This is a genomic window from Stenotrophomonas sp. Y6, assembly GCF_022436665.1.
GTDB classification, from domain to species: domain Bacteria; phylum Pseudomonadota; class Gammaproteobacteria; order Xanthomonadales; family Xanthomonadaceae; genus Stenotrophomonas; species Stenotrophomonas acidaminiphila_A.
Map to the genome: position 1 here is coordinate 20,203 of NZ_JAKUKB010000009.1, position 17,197 is coordinate 37,399.

Annotated in this window: 17 protein-coding genes; 8 read left to right on the forward strand and 9 right to left on the reverse strand. The window is 70.7% G+C overall.

The annotated features are described in order from the left end of the window. Nucleotides 1-12: 12 nt before the first annotated feature. Genes MKP15_RS11720 through cyoE form a run of 3 tightly spaced genes read left to right on the forward strand, consistent with a single transcriptional unit; the run spans nt 13 to nt 2,669 of the window. The gene (locus tag MKP15_RS11720) at nt 13-597 is read left to right on the forward strand and encodes a hypothetical protein (protein ID WP_104937778.1); all 585 of its coding nucleotides are present in this window, start codon (nt 13-15) and stop codon (nt 595-597) included. A 10-nt stretch (nt 598-607) separates the two neighbouring features. Next, a complete protein-coding gene (locus MKP15_RS11725; protein ID WP_161613970.1) occupies nt 608-1,771 on the forward strand; it encodes a COX15/CtaA family protein in 1,164 nt (387 codons plus the stop codon). Between the two features lie 4 nt (nt 1,772-1,775). Further along, on the forward strand, nt 1,776-2,669 hold the full coding sequence (gene cyoE, locus MKP15_RS11730) for a heme o synthase (protein ID WP_104937780.1): 894 nt from the start codon (nt 1,776-1,778) through the stop codon (nt 2,667-2,669). Between the two features lie 81 nt (nt 2,670-2,750). Here cyoE and MKP15_RS11735 read toward each other — a convergent pair whose 3' ends face one another. From MKP15_RS11735 to rpsU, 6 genes are all read right to left on the reverse strand, one after another. Continuing rightward, a complete protein-coding gene (locus MKP15_RS11735) occupies nt 2,751-3,722 on the reverse strand; it encodes a bile acid:sodium symporter family protein (RefSeq protein ID WP_240212815.1) in 972 nt (323 codons plus the stop codon). Nucleotides 3,723-3,753: 31 nt separating this feature from the next. After that, a complete protein-coding gene (locus MKP15_RS11740) occupies nt 3,754-4,251 on the reverse strand; it encodes a sulfur transferase domain-containing protein (RefSeq protein ID WP_104937782.1) in 498 nt (165 codons plus the stop codon). Nucleotides 4,252-4,271: 20 nt separating this feature from the next. Continuing rightward, complete coding sequence (gene dnaG, locus MKP15_RS11745; RefSeq protein ID WP_240212816.1) at nt 4,272-6,005, reverse strand: DNA primase; 1,734 nt, start codon at nt 6,003-6,005, stop codon at nt 4,272-4,274. Nucleotides 6,006-6,062: 57 nt separating this feature from the next. Continuing rightward, the gene (locus MKP15_RS11750) at nt 6,063-6,941 is read right to left on the reverse strand and encodes a YihY/virulence factor BrkB family protein (RefSeq protein ID WP_104937784.1); all 879 of its coding nucleotides are present in this window, start codon (nt 6,939-6,941) and stop codon (nt 6,063-6,065) included. Between the two features lie 97 nt (nt 6,942-7,038). Further along, a complete protein-coding gene (locus MKP15_RS11755) occupies nt 7,039-7,485 on the reverse strand; it encodes a GatB/YqeY domain-containing protein (RefSeq protein WP_054661407.1) in 447 nt (148 codons plus the stop codon). A 135-nt stretch (nt 7,486-7,620) separates the two neighbouring features. Next, nucleotides 7,621-7,836: a 30S ribosomal protein S21 gene (rpsU, locus tag MKP15_RS11760; protein WP_002808376.1), complete on the reverse strand. Its 216-nt coding sequence runs from the start codon at nt 7,834-7,836 to the stop codon at nt 7,621-7,623. A gap of 186 nt (nt 7,837-8,022) precedes the next feature. On the opposite strand from rpsU, the gene tsaD reads away from it, so the two are divergent. From tsaD to MKP15_RS11785, 5 genes are all read left to right on the forward strand, one after another. Continuing rightward, the gene (gene tsaD / locus MKP15_RS11765) at nt 8,023-9,048 is read left to right on the forward strand and encodes a tRNA (adenosine(37)-N6)-threonylcarbamoyltransferase complex transferase subunit TsaD (RefSeq protein ID WP_161613974.1); all 1,026 of its coding nucleotides are present in this window, start codon (nt 8,023-8,025) and stop codon (nt 9,046-9,048) included. Nucleotides 9,049-9,156: 108 nt separating this feature from the next. Beyond that, nucleotides 9,157-9,510 (forward strand): dihydroneopterin aldolase, encoded by a 354-nt coding sequence (folB, locus tag MKP15_RS11770; protein WP_104937787.1) that lies wholly within the window; start codon nt 9,157-9,159, stop codon nt 9,508-9,510. A gap of 68 nt (nt 9,511-9,578) precedes the next feature. After that, nucleotides 9,579-10,847 carry a mechanosensitive ion channel family protein gene (locus MKP15_RS11775; RefSeq protein WP_161613975.1) on the forward strand — a complete coding sequence of 423 codons (1,269 nt, stop codon included), beginning with the start codon at nt 9,579-9,581 and terminating at the stop codon, nt 10,845-10,847. An 86-nt stretch (nt 10,848-10,933) separates the two neighbouring features. After that, nucleotides 10,934-13,108 (forward strand): glycoside hydrolase family 3 N-terminal domain-containing protein, encoded by a 2,175-nt coding sequence (locus tag MKP15_RS11780; protein ID WP_240212966.1) that lies wholly within the window; start codon nt 10,934-10,936, stop codon nt 13,106-13,108. A gap of 99 nt (nt 13,109-13,207) precedes the next feature. Then, nucleotides 13,208-13,702: a hypothetical protein gene (locus tag MKP15_RS11785; protein WP_104937789.1), complete on the forward strand. Its 495-nt coding sequence runs from the start codon at nt 13,208-13,210 to the stop codon at nt 13,700-13,702. 59 nt (nt 13,703-13,761) lie between these two features. Here MKP15_RS11785 and MKP15_RS11790 read toward each other — a convergent pair whose 3' ends face one another. From MKP15_RS11790 to MKP15_RS11800, 3 genes are all read right to left on the reverse strand, one after another. Then, entirely contained in the window at nt 13,762-14,907 is a 1,146-nt protein-coding gene (locus tag MKP15_RS11790) for a PQQ-dependent sugar dehydrogenase (protein ID WP_240212817.1), read from the reverse strand. A gap of 104 nt (nt 14,908-15,011) precedes the next feature. Beyond that, nucleotides 15,012-16,280, reverse strand: a complete 1,269-nt coding sequence (locus tag MKP15_RS11795; RefSeq protein WP_240212818.1) for a dicarboxylate/amino acid:cation symporter — start codon at nt 16,278-16,280, stop codon at nt 15,012-15,014. Nucleotides 16,281-16,462: 182 nt separating this feature from the next. Beyond that, a complete protein-coding gene (locus MKP15_RS11800; RefSeq protein ID WP_240212967.1) occupies nt 16,463-17,197 on the reverse strand; it encodes a L,D-transpeptidase family protein in 735 nt (244 codons plus the stop codon).

The following is a 17,197-nucleotide window of genomic DNA, read 5'->3' on the forward strand; positions in this document are numbered from 1 at the left end:
AGCCATGGGAAAATGCCGCACATGAATGCCCTGACCCCGGAACAACTCGTCATCCGCAAGCGCGGCCGCCGCGTACTGCTGCTCATCTTCGCCCTGTTCTTCGGGTCGATGGCGCTGGCGGGCATCCTGCGCTTCTCCGGCTGGATGCCGCAGGTCAACCGCAACCACGGGCAGCTGTTCGACCCGGCGCTGGACCTGCGCCAGGAACGGCTGCGGCTGGCCGACGGCAGCGCCTATGCATGGAACCCGGCCGCCCGCCACTGGCGCATCGTGCTGGCGCCGGCCGCCGATTGCGCGCCGGCCTGCGTCACTTTGTCGCAGCAGCTGGACACCGTATGGCGGCTGTTCGGGCATAACGCCGATAATGTCGAGATACTGTGGCTGGGCACGCCGCCGGAACAGGTGGTGGCCTCGCCGGCGCTCAAGGTGCTGCAGGCCTCGCCGGCGTTCCGCGCGAAACTGCCGGGGGTGGACGACCCCGCCGGCATCCCGGTTTACGTGATCGATCCCAACGGCTTCGTGGTCCTGCGTTATGCGCCCGGCTTCGACCCGGGCGGCCTGCGCACCGATCTTTCCAGGCTGTTGAAACTGAAGTGAGTTCCATCCGATGAATGCCCCCGCGCGTCCGGCGCTGTACCGCAATTTCCACCGCCTGGCGTGGTTCGCCCTGATCATGACCGCGAGCACGATCATGTTCGGCTCGTTCGTGCGCCTGTCCGATGCCGGGCTCAGCTGCCCGGACTGGCCGACCTGCTACGGCCGCGTCACCTGGCCGCAGACCCAGGTGGAGGCCGCGCAGCACGTGGCCAGCGAGATCCGCCCGCTGGAAAGCCACAAGGCCTGGCGCGAGCAGGTGCACCGCTTCCTGGCCGGCCTGTTGGGCGTCGAGGTGCTGGCGCTGGCGCTGCTGGCCGCGCGCCGCCACCGCCGGGGCGTGGCCCAGGTGGTGACCGCCTCGGCGCTGGTGGCGCTGGCCATTCCCCTGTACATGCGCGGCGAACATGTCGCCTCCAGCGTGCTGGCGATCGGCGGCGAGGCCATCCTGCTGCTGGCGGCGCTGCGCTGGTCCAACATCGACCTGTCGCGCGCGGCGGTACTGACCCTGGCGGTGGTGATCTTCCAGGCGCTGCTGGGCATGTGGACGGTGACCTGGCTGCTCAAGCCCATCGTGGTCATGGGCCACCTGCTCGGCGGCATGCTGATGTTCAGCCTGCTGGTATGGATGGCGTGGAAGGCCACGCACCTGCCGATCACCCTGGTACAGGCACCGCGCCTGCGCTGGTGGCTGCGCGCCGGGTTGGCGCTGCTGGTGCTGCAGATCGCGCTGGGCGGCTGGGTCAGCGCCAACTACGCGGCGCTGGCCTGCGGCGGCGGCAGTGCGTCGCTGGACAATTTCCCGCGCTGCGTGAGCCAGTGGTGGCCGCCGCAGAACTACGCCGAAGGCTTCACCCTGTGGCGCGGCATCGGCGTGGACTACGAAGGCGGCGTGCTTGATGGCGCCTCGCGCATCGCCATCCAGATGGCGCACCGGATGATGGCCGTGGTCGTGGCCGTGTACCTGCTGGTGCTGTCGGTGCGCATGTTCCGCCTGCCGGGCATGCGCGGCTGGGCCAGCGCGCTGGGCGTGCTGGTACTGCTGCAGGTCACCCTGGGCGTGCTCAACGTCAAGCTCGCGCTGCCGCTGGCAGTGGCGGTGATGCACAACGGCGGCGCCGTGTGCCTGTTGTTCGTGCTGGTCTCGCTGCTGGCGCGGCTGCGTGCCCCGGAGTGAGCCGATGAGTACGACGTTGCGTGATTACTGGGACCTGACCAAGCCCAAGGTGGTGGCCCTGATCGTGTTCACCGCGCTGGTGGGCATGTTCCTGGCGATCCCCGGCTGGCCGACCGCCGCGCAGGCGCTGACCGGCGCGGTGGCCTTCATCGGCATCTGGCTCTCGGCGGGCGCCGCCGCGGCGATCAACCAGCTGCTGGATGCGCGCATCGACGCACAGATGGCGCGCACCTCGTGGCGGCCGCTGGTGGTGGGCAAGGTGACCCCGCGGCAGGTGCTGGTGTTCGCCGGTGCGCTGACCGCGCTGTCGATGACCATCCTGGTGCTGTGGGTGAACGTGATCACCGCGGTGCTGACCTTCGCCTCGCTGATCGGTTACGCGGTGGTCTACACCGTGTACCTGAAGCGGGCGACGTCGCAGAACATCGTCATCGGCGGCCTCGCCGGCGCGACCCCGCCACTGCTCGGCTGGGCGGCGGTGACCGGCATGCAGGGGGGCTCCGACTGGGCCTACGCCTCGCTGCTGGTGCTGATCATCTTCGTGTGGACGCCGCCGCATTTCTGGGCGCTGGCGATCTTCCGCCGCGCCGACTACGCCAAGGCCGCGGTGCCGATGCTGCCGGTCACCCATGGCGTGGCGCACACCCGCCGGCAGATCCTGTTCTATTCGGTGGTGCTGGTGGTGGTGACCCTGCTGCCGGTGGCGCTGGGCATGAGCGGGGTGTTCTATCTCGGCGGCGCTACCGTGCTGAACCTGGTGTTCCTGTGGTACGCGTGGAAGATGCAGGATCCGCCGGACGAAATGTTCAACATGCAGATGTTCGGCTACTCGGTGGTCTACCTGATGGCGCTGTTCGCCTTCCTGCTGGTGGACCACTGGCTGCTGCCCTGGCTTTGAGGCCGGGCCCGCGCCGCAGGTGCGGGGCTCGCCCCGCACGAAGCTTCGCCGGGAACGCCTCCTGCGGGGCAAGCCCCTCGGCTACGGGACGCGGCGCGCGTAGCGCTGCGCCACCACCGCGCAGACGATCAGCTGCAGCTGGTGGTAGATCATGATCGGCAGCACGATCGCGCCGAGGCTGCCGCCGGCGAACAGCACCTTGGCGATCGGCACGCCGGTGGCCAGGCTCTTCTTGGAGCCGCAGAACACGATGGGAATCTCGTCCTCGCGGCTGAACCCCAGCCGCCGCGCCAGCCAGGTGATGCCGGGCATGGCGATGGCCAGCAGCACCACCGCGACCCCCGCGGCGGCGAGCAGCGAGCCCACCGGGGTCTTGTGCCACAGCCCTTCCACCACCGATTCGCCGAACGCGCCATAGACCACCAGCAGCACCGTGCCCTGGTCGGTGTAGCGCAGCAGCGCGCGCTGCCGCTCCACCCAGCGCGCGATCCACGGCCGCAGCAGGTGCCCGGCGACGAACGGCACCAGCAGCTGCAGCATGATCGCGCCGACCGCGTGCAGCGGATCGGCCATGCCGCCCTGGCTGCCGGCCAGCAGGCCCATCAGCAGCGGGGTCAGGAACACCCCGAGGATGCTCGACAGCGAGGCCGCGCACACCGCCGCCGGGATGTTGCCGCCGGCCATCGAAGTGAACGCGATGGACGACTGCACCGTGGACGGCAGCGCGCACAGGAACAGCACGCCGACGTAGAGGTCGGGCGTCAGCGCCCATCCGGCGAGCGGCTTGAACGCCAGCCCCAGCAGCGGGAACAGCACGAACGTGCAGGCCAGGATGACCAGGTGCAGGCGCCAGTGCAGCATGCCGGCGACGATGGACTCGCGTGGCAGGCGTGCGCCATGCAGGAAGAACAGGGCGGCGATGGCCAGGTCGGTGAAGCGGTCCAGCCCGCGCGCGGCATCGCCGGTCATCGGCAGCGCGCTGGCCAGGGCCACGGTGGCGAGCAGGGCGAGGGTGAAGTTGTCCGGTCGCAGGCGCGACCACCAGCGGGTCATCGGCGGGGGTGTCCTTGTCGGTGTGGCGCGGTCACGGCCGCGCGGGGTGCTCCAGCGCCGCGCGCACGGCCGGCTCCAGCGACGTCAGGCCGGCATCGCGGCCGAACTGCAGCGCGGCTTCGGGGGAAGCGCCGTGCACGCGCGCCTGCGCCAGCGCCAGCAGCGCCCCGGCGCGGTTGCCCGAGGCACAGTGCAGCAGCGTGCTGCCGGGGTCCTGCCGCAGCAGGCGGTCCAGCGTGCGCGCGTTGGCCTCGCTGATGCCGCCGGCGCCGTCGATGGGCAGGCGCACGTAGCGCAGGCCCAGCGCCTCGGCGGCGGCGGCCTCGTCATAGCCGCGGTCCTCGTGCGGCATGCGCAGGTCGATGACACTGGTGACGCCGGCTTGCGCGGCGTCGCGCAGCTGCTGCGCGCTGGGCTGGCCGCCGGTGAACAGGCCCGGGCGTGGCTGCTTCAGTCCCTGCCCGGCGGCAGCGGTGGCGCCGGCGCAGGCCAGCAGCAGGAACAGCAGTTTCGGCAGGTGTTTATGCATCGCTTCGCTCCGTCCGCGCCTCAGCGCATCGTCGCGCGCGCCTTGAGCAGCTCGCGCAGTTCGAACTTGTCGGTCTCGTCCAGGCCCTGCTGGCGCTGCTTGGCCTGCAGCTCGTCCAGCCGCTGCTGCAGCAGCTGCTTCTCCAGCTGCACGATGGCGTCGTGCAGCTCCTGGGTCCAGCTGGCTTCGTCGCCGGGCAGGGCGACGGCGGCCAGCCGATGCAGCGCGGCCTGTTCCTCGCGGCCGTCGAAATGCTCCAGCAGCGCGCCGGTGCTGATGTCCGGGCGCTGCTGCACCAGTTCCAGCAGTTCCAGCAGCAGTTCAATGCCGGGCAGGCGCAGGCCGGCGATGGCATGGTGGCCTTCCAGGCTCAGCGCCAGCGAGGGTTGCTGCAGCAGGAGGGCAATGGCCGCGCGCACCAGGCTGCGCTTCTGCACCGGTGCGGCCGCCGCGCGGCGCACGGGCGCGGCGGCCGCACCGGCGCCGGCGGGCGCGCGGCCGATGCCGGTCAGGCGCTGCAGCTCCTGCTTCATCAGGTCGCCGAAGGCGCCGTCGGGAATCTGCGCCAGCATCGGCCTGGCGCGCTCGGCCAGGCGCGCCTTGCCGTCCAGCGTGCCCAGGTTGATCTCGCGGGTGAGCTCGTCGAAGAAGAACTGCGACAACGGCGTGGCCTGTTTCAGGCGCGCGTCGAAGGCGTCGGCGCCTTCCTTGCGCACGATGGTGTCCGGATCCTCGCCGTCGGGCAGGAACAGGAAGAACGCCTGGCGCCCGTCCTTCATCCGCGGCAGCACCGACTCCAGCGCGCGCCACGCCGCGCGGCGGCCGGCGGCGTCGCCGTCGAAGCAGAAGTACACGTCCGGCGCATTGCGGAACAGCAGCTCGGCATGGTCGGGCGTGGTCGCGGTACCCAGCGTCGCCACTGCCTGGGTGACGCCGAACTGGAACAGGCTGACCACGTCCATGTAGCCCTCGACCACGATCAGCCGCTCGATCTTCTGGTTGGCCTGGCGCACCTGCCACAACCCGTACAACTCGCGGCCCTTGTGGAACAGCGCGGTCTCGGGCGAGTTGAGGTACTTGGGGCCGTCGTCCTTCTGCATGACCCGGCCGCCGAAGGCGATGACCCGGCCGCGGCGGTCGAAGATCGGGAACATCACCCGGTCGCGGAACTTGTCATACACGTGGCCGCGGTCGTTCTTGGAGAACAGCCCGACGCGGTCGAGCAGCTTCATCCGCCGCTCGTCCTTGCCCAGTGCGTCCTTCAGCGCGCTGTAGCCGTCCGGCGCATAACCGATGCAAAAGCGTGCGCGGGTATCGGCGTCCACGCCGCGGCCATCGAGGTAGGCCAGCGCCTTGTCGCTGCCCTCCAGCTGCTTCTGGAAGAAGCGCGCGGCGGCGTCGAGCGCGGAGTACTGGTCGCGGCTGTCATCCTGCTGCTGCGGGCTGCGCGGGTGGGCGTCGCGCGGCACCTCCATGCCGGCGCGCTTGGCCAGTTCCTCCACCGCGTCGAGGAACTCGAGGCGGTCGTAGTTCATCAGGAAGCTGATCGCGGTGCCGTGCGCGCCGCAGCCGAAGCAGTGGTAGAACTGCTTGGTCGGGGACACCGTGAACGAGGCCGAACGCTCGTCGTGGAACGGGCAGCGCGCCGCGTATTCCTTGCCCTGGCGCTTGAGCGGCACGCGCGAACCCACCACTTCGACGATATCGGAGCGGGCGAGCAGGTCGTCGATGAACGCGTCGGGGATTCGGGCCATGCGGGGGACTGGAGCACCGCGGCAGGCGGTACATGGCGAAGGTGTGCGGCAAGTGTACTAGACGCCCGGCCCGGGCATGGCCGTGGCCGCGCGCGCATGCGCGCGTTCGTCGATGACCGCGGTGACCAGGGCGCCGGCGAAGAACACCACGCTGGCGTAGTACACCCAGACCAGCATGATCACCAGGGTGCCCATCGAGCCATAGGCGCTGCCGGGCGCGGCGTTGGCGATGTACAGGCCGATGCCGTAGCGGCCCAGGGTGAACAGCACCGCGGTGATGGCGCCGCCGCCGAAGGCCTGGCGCCACGCCACCGGGCGGTCGGGCAGGTAGTGGTAGAGGAACGCGAAGCCCAGGGTGTAGAGCAGCAGGGTGGACACGTAGCCCACCGCCGGCAGCAGCGACGGCAGGTGCGCGAACACCACCTGCAGCGCGGTGGTGGCGACCATCGACACGATCAGCAGGAAGCCCAGGGCCAGCACCACCCCGGCCGAGAAGATGCGCTTCTTCAGCCAGCCCAGCATCCCGTCGAAACGCTGCAGGTCGGCGCGGAAGATGCGGTTCAGGGCGGCCTGCAGCTGGGCGAACACGACGGTGGCGCCGATGAACAGCAGCAACAGGCTCCACGCGCCGGCCAGCGAGCCCAGGTCGGGCTGCGCGCTGGCGTTGGCGATCACCGTGTCGGCGACCTCGGCGACGCTATGCCCGGCCAGTGCGCCGATCTGGCCGACCAGTGCCTGCTGCGCGGGCGGGTAGAGCGAGGCCGTCAGCCACAGCAGCAATACCAGCAGGGGGGCCAGCGAAAGCAGGGTATAGAACGCCAGCGAGGCCGCCTGGGTCATCACGTCCGCTTCGGTGAAGCGGCGGACCAGGGCGGCCGGCAGGCTCTGCTGCAACCGCGCCAGGCGGTGCTTCATGTGCGGTGACAGGGGCGCCATGCCGCGCAGGATGGCATACCCGTCCGCGTAGCCGCCGTGATGGGCGGCCGCGCGGCGGCCCGCCGCTGGCGGCAGCGGCAGGCCGGGTGCGCCGGACTCAGCCGGCCAGCGCCTGCTTGACCAGCTTCGACACCAGGCCCATGTCGGCCTGGCCGGCCAGCAGCGGCTTGAGCACGCCCATCAGCTTGCCGATGTCGGCCGCGCTGCTGGCGCCGGTTTCGCTGATCGCGGCGTTGATCGCGGCCAGGATCTCGGCCTCGCCCAGCTTGGCCGGCAGGTAGCGCTCGATCACCACGATCTCGTCGCGCTCGACCTTGGCCAGGTCTTCGCGGTTGGCGGCCTCGTACTGGGTCACCGAGTCCTTGCGCTGCTTGACCATCTTGTCCAGCACCGCGATCACCGCGGCGTCGTCCAGCTCGATGCGCTCGTCCACTTCCTTCTGCTTGATCGCCGCATTGATCAGCCGGATCACGCCCAGGGAGTGCTTGTCGCCGCCCTTCATGGCGGCCTTCATGTCGTCGGTCAGTTGCTGTTTCAGGCTCATGGATCACCTCTTGCGGGATCGGAATGCGGGGGTGCGCACGGGGCGCGGGAACGCAAAAAGCCGGCTACGCTCGCGCGTGCCGGCTTCCACTCCGGTCACGGAAGGCCGAAGCCCCCGTTCAGGAGTTGCGTCCGATCAGTACAGGCGCTGACGCTTGGTGACGTCGCGCGAGGAACGACGCAGCTGGCGCTTCACGGCAGCAGCAGCCTTGCGCTTGCGTTCCTGGGTCGGCTTTTCGTAGAACTCGCGCTTGCGGGTCTCGGCCAGCACGCCGGCCTTTTCGCAGGTGCGCTTGAAGCGGCGGAGCGCAAACTCGAAAGGTTCGTTCTCGCGGACTTTGACGCTGGGCATGGAATCTCCGGGACACAGTGAGACCGGGTCACGCCCGGTGAGCCGCGCATTATAGCCGCTTTGAATCCGGGCGCAAGTGGGCCGGCAGGACGGCGCGGCGCGGGGGCGGGCGTGGCCGCGGTCCCGGCCGCCGAGACGGACCCCGGGCGGTTCGTAAACACGCGTCGGCAGGTTCACAATACCGGCATGAAAGTCCTTGGCATCGAATCCTCCTGCGACGAGACCGGCGTGGCGGTGTACGACACCGCGCTGTCCGGCGTCGGCGCCCTGCGCGCCCATGCGGTCTACAGCCAGATCGCGCTGCATGCCGAGTACGGCGGCGTGGTGCCGGAGCTGGCCAGCCGCGACCACGTGCGCAAGACCCTGCCGCTGATCCGGCAGACCCTGGACGAGGCCGGCATCGCCGTGTCCGAACTGGACGGCGTGGCCTACACCGCCGGCCCCGGGCTGGTCGGCGCGCTGCTGGTCGGCGCCGGGGTGGCGCGTTCGCTGGCCTGGGCGCTGGACGTGCCGGCCATCGGCGTGCACCACATGGAAGGCCACCTGCTGGCGCCGCTGATGGAGGACGACCCGCCGGAACCGCCGTTCGTGGCGCTGCTGGTCTCCGGCGGGCATACCCAGCTGATCGCGGTGGACGCGATCGGCAGCTATCGCCTGCTCGGCGAGACGCTGGACGACGCCGCCGGCGAAGCCTTCGACAAGACCGCCAAGCTGATGGGCCTGCCGTACCCCGGCGGGCCGCAACTGGCCAGGTTGGCCGAGATCGGCACACCGGGGCGCTTCAGGTTCGCGCGGCCGATGACCGACCGGCCGGGGCTGGACTTCAGTTTCTCCGGGCTCAAGACCCAGGTGCTGCTGGCCTGGCGCGACAGCGACCAGAGCGAGCAGACGCGCGCCGATATCGCCCGCGGCTTCGAGGACGCGGTGGTCGATACCCTGGCGATCAAGTGCGAACGCGCGCTGGAGGCGGCCGGCTGCGACGTGCTGGTGGTGGCCGGCGGGGTCGGCGCCAACAAGCGCCTGCGGGCCAAACTGCAGGATACGGCGCAGCGCCGCGGCGGTCGCGTGTGCTTCCCGCGCCCGGCGCTGTGCACCGACAACGGCGCGATGATCGCCTTCGCCGGCGCGCTGCGCCTGCAGGCCGGCCAGCACAGCCCGGCCGAGGTGAAGGTGGTGCCGCGCTGGGACATGGCGACCCTGCCACCGGTGTGACCCCGCCCCGCGTCCCGGGCCGTGCGCCCGGGCGCCCCTTCCTGCGCCGTAACGGCAGGCTCAGCGGCGGCTCGTTACCATGTCCGTTCATTCACCGCGACGGACGCAATGGACAAGGTATTCATCGAAGGGCTGGAGATCGACGCCCTGATCGGCATCTATGACTGGGAACGGCGCATCCGCCAGACCCTGGTGTTCGACCTGGAGATGGGGTTCGACAACCGCAGGCCGGCGGCGACCGACGACATTGCCGACACCCTCAATTACAAGGCGGTCAGCCGGCGCCTGCAGGACTACGTGCGTGGATCCGATTTCGGCCTGGTGGAAACCCTGGCCGAGCGCTGCGCGGCCATCGTGCTGGACGAGTTCGACGTGCGCTGGCTGCGGCTGAAGCTGAGCAAGCCGGGCGCGGTGCGCGGCGCGCGCGCGGTGGGCGTGGTCATCGAGCGCGAGCGGGGCTGAGCACGTTGCCGGCGTCCGGCCGGTAAGCGCGCGGAACGAAGTACACGGAAACACACAGGAGACGACGGATGGTGGATGCGGTGGTGGCGGTACAGTGGCTCGAGCGGTTGCAGGACACACTGGAACCCTATCCCGGGGCTTACCTGGCCTTGACGATCTTGGCCCTGCTGGTGGCCGCGGGGCTGGCCAACTGGGTCACCAAGCGCATCCTGCTGCGCGGCCTGCGCCGGCTGCTCAGCCGCCTGCCCGGCGCCGAGACCGGGCGCGGCAGCCACCTGATGCGGGTGATCGCGCGCCTTTCCAACGTGGTGCCCAGCCAGGTGATCGCCGCCGGCATCAAGGTGGTGCCGGACCTGCCGCCGGGCGTGGTGACGTTCGTCGTCGGCGCCTGCCAGGCGTGGGCGGTACTGACCGTGGCGCTGGCGGTATCGCATGCGCTGGACGCGGCCAACGACCTCTACGAGCGACGCCCGGACGCGCGCGACAAGCCGATCAAGGGCTACCTGCAGGTAGCCAAGATCGTGATCTTCGTGATCGCCGGGCTGTCCATCGTCGCCACCCTGGCCGGCGTGGACCTGCGCTACCTGGTCACCGGACTGGGCGCGGCCACCGCGGTGCTGATGCTGATCTTCCAGGACACCATCCTGTCGCTGGTGGCGAGCGTGCAGATCAGCGGCGACGGTCGCGTGCGCATCGGCGACTGGATCGAGATGCCCAGCCAGAACGCCGATGGCGACGTGATCGACATCGCCCTGCACACGGTGACGGTGCAGAACTTCGACAAGACCATCACCACCATCCCGACCAAGAAGCTGGTCACCGAATCGTTCAAGAACTGGCGCGGCATGCAGGAGGCGGGCGGGCGCCGGATCAAGCGCGCGCTGTACCTGGACCAGCACAGCGTGCAGTTCCTCGACGCGGCGGCACTGGACCGGCTGCAGCGGTTCGGCCTGCTCGACGATTACCTGGCGGGCAAGCAGGCCGAGCTGGAGCGCTGGAACACGCAGGTGGCGCAGGCGCACCCGGAAGAGGTCAACGCGCGGCGGCTGACCAACCTGGGCACCTTCCGCGCCTATGTCGAGCGCTACCTGCGCAGCCACCCGGGCATCCACCAGGACATGACCCTGCTGGTGCGGCAGCTGGCGCCGGGGCCGCAGGGCCTGCCGCTGGAGGTCTACTGCTTCACCGTCACCACCGCGTGGGGCGAGTACGAGGCGATCCAGTCCGATGTGTTCGACCACCTGCTGGCGATCCTGCCCGAGTTCGGCCTGCGCGTGTTCCAGGAATCCAGCGACGCCATGCTGATGGCGATGCGCGGCGGGCCGGCCACGGGCTAGCGTACGGCGGCCTGGCCCGGCGTCGCCGGCTTCACGGCGACACGGCTAGAATCCGCGCTCTGAAAGCGTTTCCACAAGGACCGCCGCTGGTGGCAGACCGCATCGAATCCCTCATCGCCCGCATGACCCTAGAAGAAAAGGTGGGCCAGCTGGGCGTGTTCGCCGACATGGTCCGCCCGTTCGCGCCGGACGTGAATCCCGAGGCCAACGTGCGCAACGCCGCGCAGGTGCTGGAGCAGGTGCGTGCCGGCCGCGTCGGCTGCCTGTTCAACGGCGTCGGCGCCGCGCAGGGCCGCGAGATCCAGCGCGTGGCGGTGGAGGAGAGCCGGCTCGGCATCCCGGTGGCGCTGGCCGCGGACGTGATCCACGGCATGCGCACGGTGTTCCCGATCCCCTTGGGCGAGGCCGCCAGCTTCGAACCGGCGCTGGCCGAGCGCACCGCGCGCGCCACCGCCATCGAGGCCACCGCCGCCGGCATCCACTGGACCTACGCACCGGCGGTGGACATCGCCCGCGACCAGCGCTGGGGCCGTGGCGCGGAATCGGCCGGCGAGGACGTGGTGCTGGGCTGCGCCTTCGCCGCCGCGCGCGTGCGTGGTTTCCAGGGCCCGGACCTGGCCGCCGCCGATTCGCTGCTGGCCACGCCCAAGCACTTCGCCGGGTATGGCGCGGTGGCTGCCGGCATGGAGTACGCACAGGTGGACATTTCGCCGCAGACCCTGCACGACGTGCACCTGCCGCCGTTCAAGGCCGCGCTGGCGGCCGGCGCGCGCGCGCTGATGAGCGCGTTCAACGACATCAACGGCGTGCCGGCCAGCGCCAACCGCTGGCTGCTGACCGACCTGCTGCGCGGGCAGTGGGGGTTCGACGGCGTGGTGGTGTCCGATTACACCGCCGACATGGAGCTGATCGCCCACGGCTACGCCGCCGACGAAACCGACGCCACCGCCAAGGCCTTCCTGGCCGGGCTCGACCTGAGCATGCAGAGCGGCTTCTATGCCGCGCACCTGCCGGGGCTGGTGCGCAGCGGCCAGGTGCCGATGGCGGCATTGGATGCTTCGGTGCGCCGCATCCTGCGCCTGAAGGAGGCCATCGGCCTGTTCGACGACCCTTACCGCTCGCTGGACCCGGCACGCGAGGCCGATACCTCGCACCTCGCCGCGCATGACGCGCTGGCGCGCGACGCGGCGCGGCGTTCGATCGTGCTGCTGAAGAACGACGGCGCTGCGCTGCCGCTGCGCCGGGCCGGGCAGAGGATCGCGCTGATCGGGCCGTTCGCCCGCGACCGCGACAACATCGAAGGCTGCTGGACCCTGTTCGGCGACAAGGCGCGCTACGTGACGCTGGAAGCCGGCATGCGCGCGGCGCTGGACGACGACGCGCTGCTGGAGGTGGTGCCCGGCTGCGCGCTGGAAGACGCGGTCGAAGGCGGCATCGAGGCGGCGGTGGCCGCGGCGCGGCGCGCCGACGTGGTGGTGCTGGCGCTGGGCGAACCGCAGCGCTACAGCGGCGAGGCGCAGTCGCGGGTGGAGATCGTGCTGCCGGCGGTGCAACAGGCACTGGCCGAAGCGGTCGCCGCGACCGGCACGCCGGTCGTGGTGCTGCTGCGCAACGGCCGCGCGCTGGCGCTGCAGGGCGCGGTGCGCGACGCCCGGGCCATCGCGGTGACCTGGTTCCTCGGCACCCAGACCGGCCACGCCGTGGCCGACGTGCTGTTCGGTGCCTACAGCCCGTCGGGCCGGCTGCCGGTGAGTTTCCCGCAGCATTCCGGGCAGCAGCCCTACTTCTACAACCACCCGCGCACGGGCCGCCCGGAGCTGCCGGAGATGTCCGAGTTCAAGGCGCGCTGGCGCGAGATCCCGAATGCGCCGCTGTACGCCTTCGGCCATGGCCTGGGCTACACCACGTTCGCCTACGGCGCGCCGCGCCTGAGCGCGCCGCAGCTGGACTGGGACGGCGAGCTGGTCGTCACCACCACCGTCACCAACACCGGCACCGTGGCCGCCGAGGAAGTGGTGCAGCTGTACGTGCACGACCGCGTCGCCAGCCGCGTGCGCCCGGTGCGCGAACTCAAGGCGTTCGAGAAGACCCTGCTGGCGCCGGGCGAGGCGAAGGACGTGGTGTTCCGGCTCGACCGTGGGCAGCTGGCCTTCACCAACAGCGAAGGCGTGTTCACCGCCGAGCCGGGCCTGTTCGACCTGTGGGTGTGCGCGTCGTCGGCCGATGGCGAACCGGTGCGGTTCGAACTGCTGGCGCCCTGACCGCCTGCCCCGCCCCGCCTGTCGGGCCGGGATGACGACCGGCATCTTGAAGCGGGCAGCGGGCGTGCGATGCTGTCGCCGCGCCCACGGAGACCCGCCATGCCCGCACCGATGCCCACCTACCTGCCGTGGCTGATGACTGCCGGTTTCGGCTGGATGTACTACCGCCGGCTCCGCCGCCACTTCGGCTGGCAGCCCTGGCAGCCGCGCCGCACCCTGGCGCGCATCGTGATCCTGGCGCTGGTGGCGGCGATGCTCGGGCTGGCGGCGGCCTTCGTGCCGCACGTGGCCGCCGGCATGGCCGTGGGCGCGCTGGCCGGCATCGCGTTGGGATGGTTTGCGCTGAAACACACGCGCTTCGACGCGCGCGAAGGCCGGCCCGGCTATACGCCCAATCCGTGGATCGGCGGCGCCCTGTCGCTGCTGCTGGTCGCGCGCCTGGCCTGGCGCTGGCAGGATGGCGCCTTCAGCCAGGGCATGGCGCCCGGCGCCGCCAACGCCAGCCCGCTGACCCTGGGCCTGGCTGCCGCCCTGGTCTGCTACGGCTTGACGCAGGCCATCGGCCTGCACCTGCGCCTGCGCTACAAACCGTAGCGCAGGCCCGCTGCGCGAGGGGCGTCAACGGCACGCCCTCCCGCGTACGACAGCGGCGGCTACGTGCGCGGCGTCAGCTTGAGCAGGCGCGCGTTGCTGCCGTCCTCCAGCAGCCACAGCGCGCCATCGGGGCCCTGCGTCACCGCGCGGATGCGCGCGCCCATGTCGAAGCGTTCGGCCTCGCGCGCGCTGTCGCCGTCGAAGGCGATGCGCACCAGCGACTGCGACGACAGCCCGCCGATGAAGCCATTGCCGCGCCACTGCGGGAACTGCGCACCGTCGTAGATGATCAGGCTGGACGGGGAAATGACCGGCGTCCAGCTGACCTTCGGCGCGACGAACTCCGGCCGGGTGTGGTGGTCGGGAATGTCGCGGCCGTCGTAATGGTCGCCGTTGGAGACCAGCGGGTAGCCGTAGTTGCCGCCGCGCCGGATCAGGTTGAGCTCGTCGCCGCCCTTCGGGCCCATCTCGTTTTCCCACAACCGCCCGCGCGCGTCGAACGCCAGCCCGAGGACGTTGCGGTGGCCGAGCGACCACACCTGGTTGGCCGGCGAACCCTGCGCGGCGAACGGGTTGTCGGCTGGCACGCTGCCGTCGTCGTTGAGGCGGATGATCTTGCCGAGGTTGCCGCCCATGTCCTGCGCGGGGTCGAACTTCTGCCGTTCGCTGGAACTGATCCACAGCTTGCCATCGGGCCCGAACAGCAGGCGGTGCCCGTAGTGGCCATTGCCGCTCACCTTCGGCGTCTGCCGCCAGATCACCTGCGGCTCGACCAGGCGGCCGCCGCCCTGCGCGTCGAGCACCAGTTTCGCGCGCGCCACCGCGGCGCCGCGGGTGTCGTTCGCGCCGGGCTCGGCGTAGCTGTAGTAGACCAGCCCGTTGCGGGCGAACTGCGGGTGCAGGGCGACATCGCCGAAGCCCCCCTGGCCGGCATGCGCCACCCGCGGCACCCCGGCGATCTCATGGCGGCGGCCGCTGGCCGGGTCGAAATGCACCAGCCTGCCCGCCTTCTCGGTGACCAGCAGGCTGCGGTCGGGCAGGAACGCCATCGCCCACGGACTGTCGAAGCGGGCCACCTCGGTGGCGGTGAACGGCCATTGCGCCGGCTTGACCGCGGCCTGCGCGGCCGGGTCCGCGGCACAGGCGGTGGTGGACAGGACGGGCGTAAGCGCAAGGGCCAGGCTGAGCAGCAGGGGGCGGGGCATGGTGAACTCCAGGGCGGCAAGCGGTGGAACCGCACACCTTATGCGAAGCCGGCGCGCGAGGCACGCCGGCATGCACGATCGTGCGCGCCCGCCCGCCGCGCGGATCAGGCGTCGTCGGCCGGCGCCATTCGCCTGGCGACGATCGAGGTGGCGGTCATGTCGCCGGTGGTGTTGCCGATGGTGCAGAACACGTCGGGGATCGTATCCACCGCCAGCAGCACGCCCAGCGGTTCCACCGGCAGGCCCATGCTCTGCGTGACCGGCATGTTGTTGGTCATGAAGTTGGCCTGGCCCGGCAGCCCGGTGGAGCCCATGCTGATCGCCGCGGCCAGCAGCACCGCCACCGCATACTGCGAGAACGTGATGTCGATGCCGTACAGCCAGGCGATGAAGCTGGCCACGGCGATGTACTGTGCCGGGCTGGTGACCCGGAACAGCGACACCGCCATCGGCAGTACCAGCGAGGTCAGCGCGGTGGGGTAGCCCAGCCGGTTGCGCGCGCTGTCGATCATCGCCGGCAGCGAGGCCAGCGACGACTGGGTGCTGCCGGCGATGACCTGCACCGGCACCAGCGCGGCGGCGAAGCGGCGCAGGCCCTCGCGCGCGGCCAGCACCGCCACCACGTACAACAGCAGCGTGATCAGGATGTAGACCACGCACATCAGCAGGATGTAGTAGCCGAGGATGCCGAGCACGCTCATCCCGACCTCGGCGCAGACCACCAGCACCAGCGCGAACACGCCCAGCGGCGCGGCCCACAGCACCCAGCGCACGATGGTGATCATGGTGTCGCCGATGATCTTGATGATCTCCAGGATGCGGTCGCGGCGCTCGGCGTCCTGCCGGCTCAGCGCGAAGCCGAAGAACATCGCGAACACCACCAGCGGCAGCATCGCGTTGGCCGACGCCACCGCCAGCACGTTGCTGGGAATCAGCGACGAGATCCATTGCGCGGCGCTCGGCGCCTTGGACAGCGTCTCCGGCGCGTGCAGCGCGGCACGGAAGGTCTGCATGGTGGCGCTGTCGTGCGGCACCAGGCCCAGCAGCGCCGGGGTCACCACCGCCGAGAAGCTCGCCGCGGCGACCAGCAGCACGATGAACACCAGGATCGCGTTGCGCGCGGTACGCCCGGAGGCGGCGGCGTTGCTGGCGGTGTTGACGCCGACGATCACCAGCGCGGTGACCAGCGGCACCACCGTCATCTGCAGCGCATTGAGCCACAGCCGGCCGATGGGCCGGGCAAACTCGGCGACCTGCAGTGCCAGCGCCGGGTCGTGGTGGGTCAGTGACAGCCCGACCACCGCGCCGACCAGCAGCGAGATCAGCACTTTGACGGGAGCGGAGAGCCGGAAACGTTGGGTCGTTGGGGTCATGGAGGGCCGGATTGCGGAAGGAGGGAAACAGGGCACGGGGCGGGCCCGTGCCACGAGCGAGGCGTTACTGCCGGGCGCGCCTCATGCCTCAGGGCGATGCCTGAGGCGACCGGTTCGTCCATCCATGGCGTGGCAGGTACCGCCTGCCGCGGGAATACGGGAGCGCCCGGGCATGGCGCCGGTCAATGCCCGGCCTTGGCCGCAGGCGCCGGCAGGCCCCAGTGTTGCTGCAGGCGCCGGTACTCGGCTTCGGGCAGCAGCACGAACAGCGGATGCGCGGCCGGGTCCAGCCAGCCGAGCAGGGCGGACATGTGCTCCGGTTCCATCGCGGTGCAGCCGGCCGTCGCCTCGCCGTGCTGCCGCCACAGGTGGGCGAAGATGCAGCTGCCGCGTCCGGGCTCGGCCTTCGGGTTGTGCTCGATCACGAAGCCCTCGCGGTAGCGGCGGTCGCCCTGGTTGTGCAGGTCCAGCCGCATCGGCTCGGTGGAACCCTCCACCGCGTCGCTGCCCACCACCTCGGCATCGACGATGCGGTTGTACAACGGGGAATCGGGCACGTCCATGCAATAGCTGGTGGCCAGCATCGGCTGGTAGGACAGCGCGCTGTCCATCCGCGGCGCGTAGCCGAAGGCCTCGCCGATGCCGAACACGCCGGCCGGGCTGCGGCCGTCGCCCTCGCGCTTCTGCGGGCCGTCCGCCTGCGCCGGGTGCCGGCCAAGGCCCCAGGCACTGCCGTTGCGGCCCAGCGACACCTCGAATCCGGCGCCATGCGGCGTCCAGCCCTGCGCGGTGCGTTCGTAGGCCTGCAGGCGGCCGGCAGGGCTGTCCCACGATGGCGTGGTGACCACTACCAGCTGGCGCGCATCGTGCACCGGCGCAGCGGGCGTCGCGGCGCCGGCAGCAGTGGCCACGGCCAT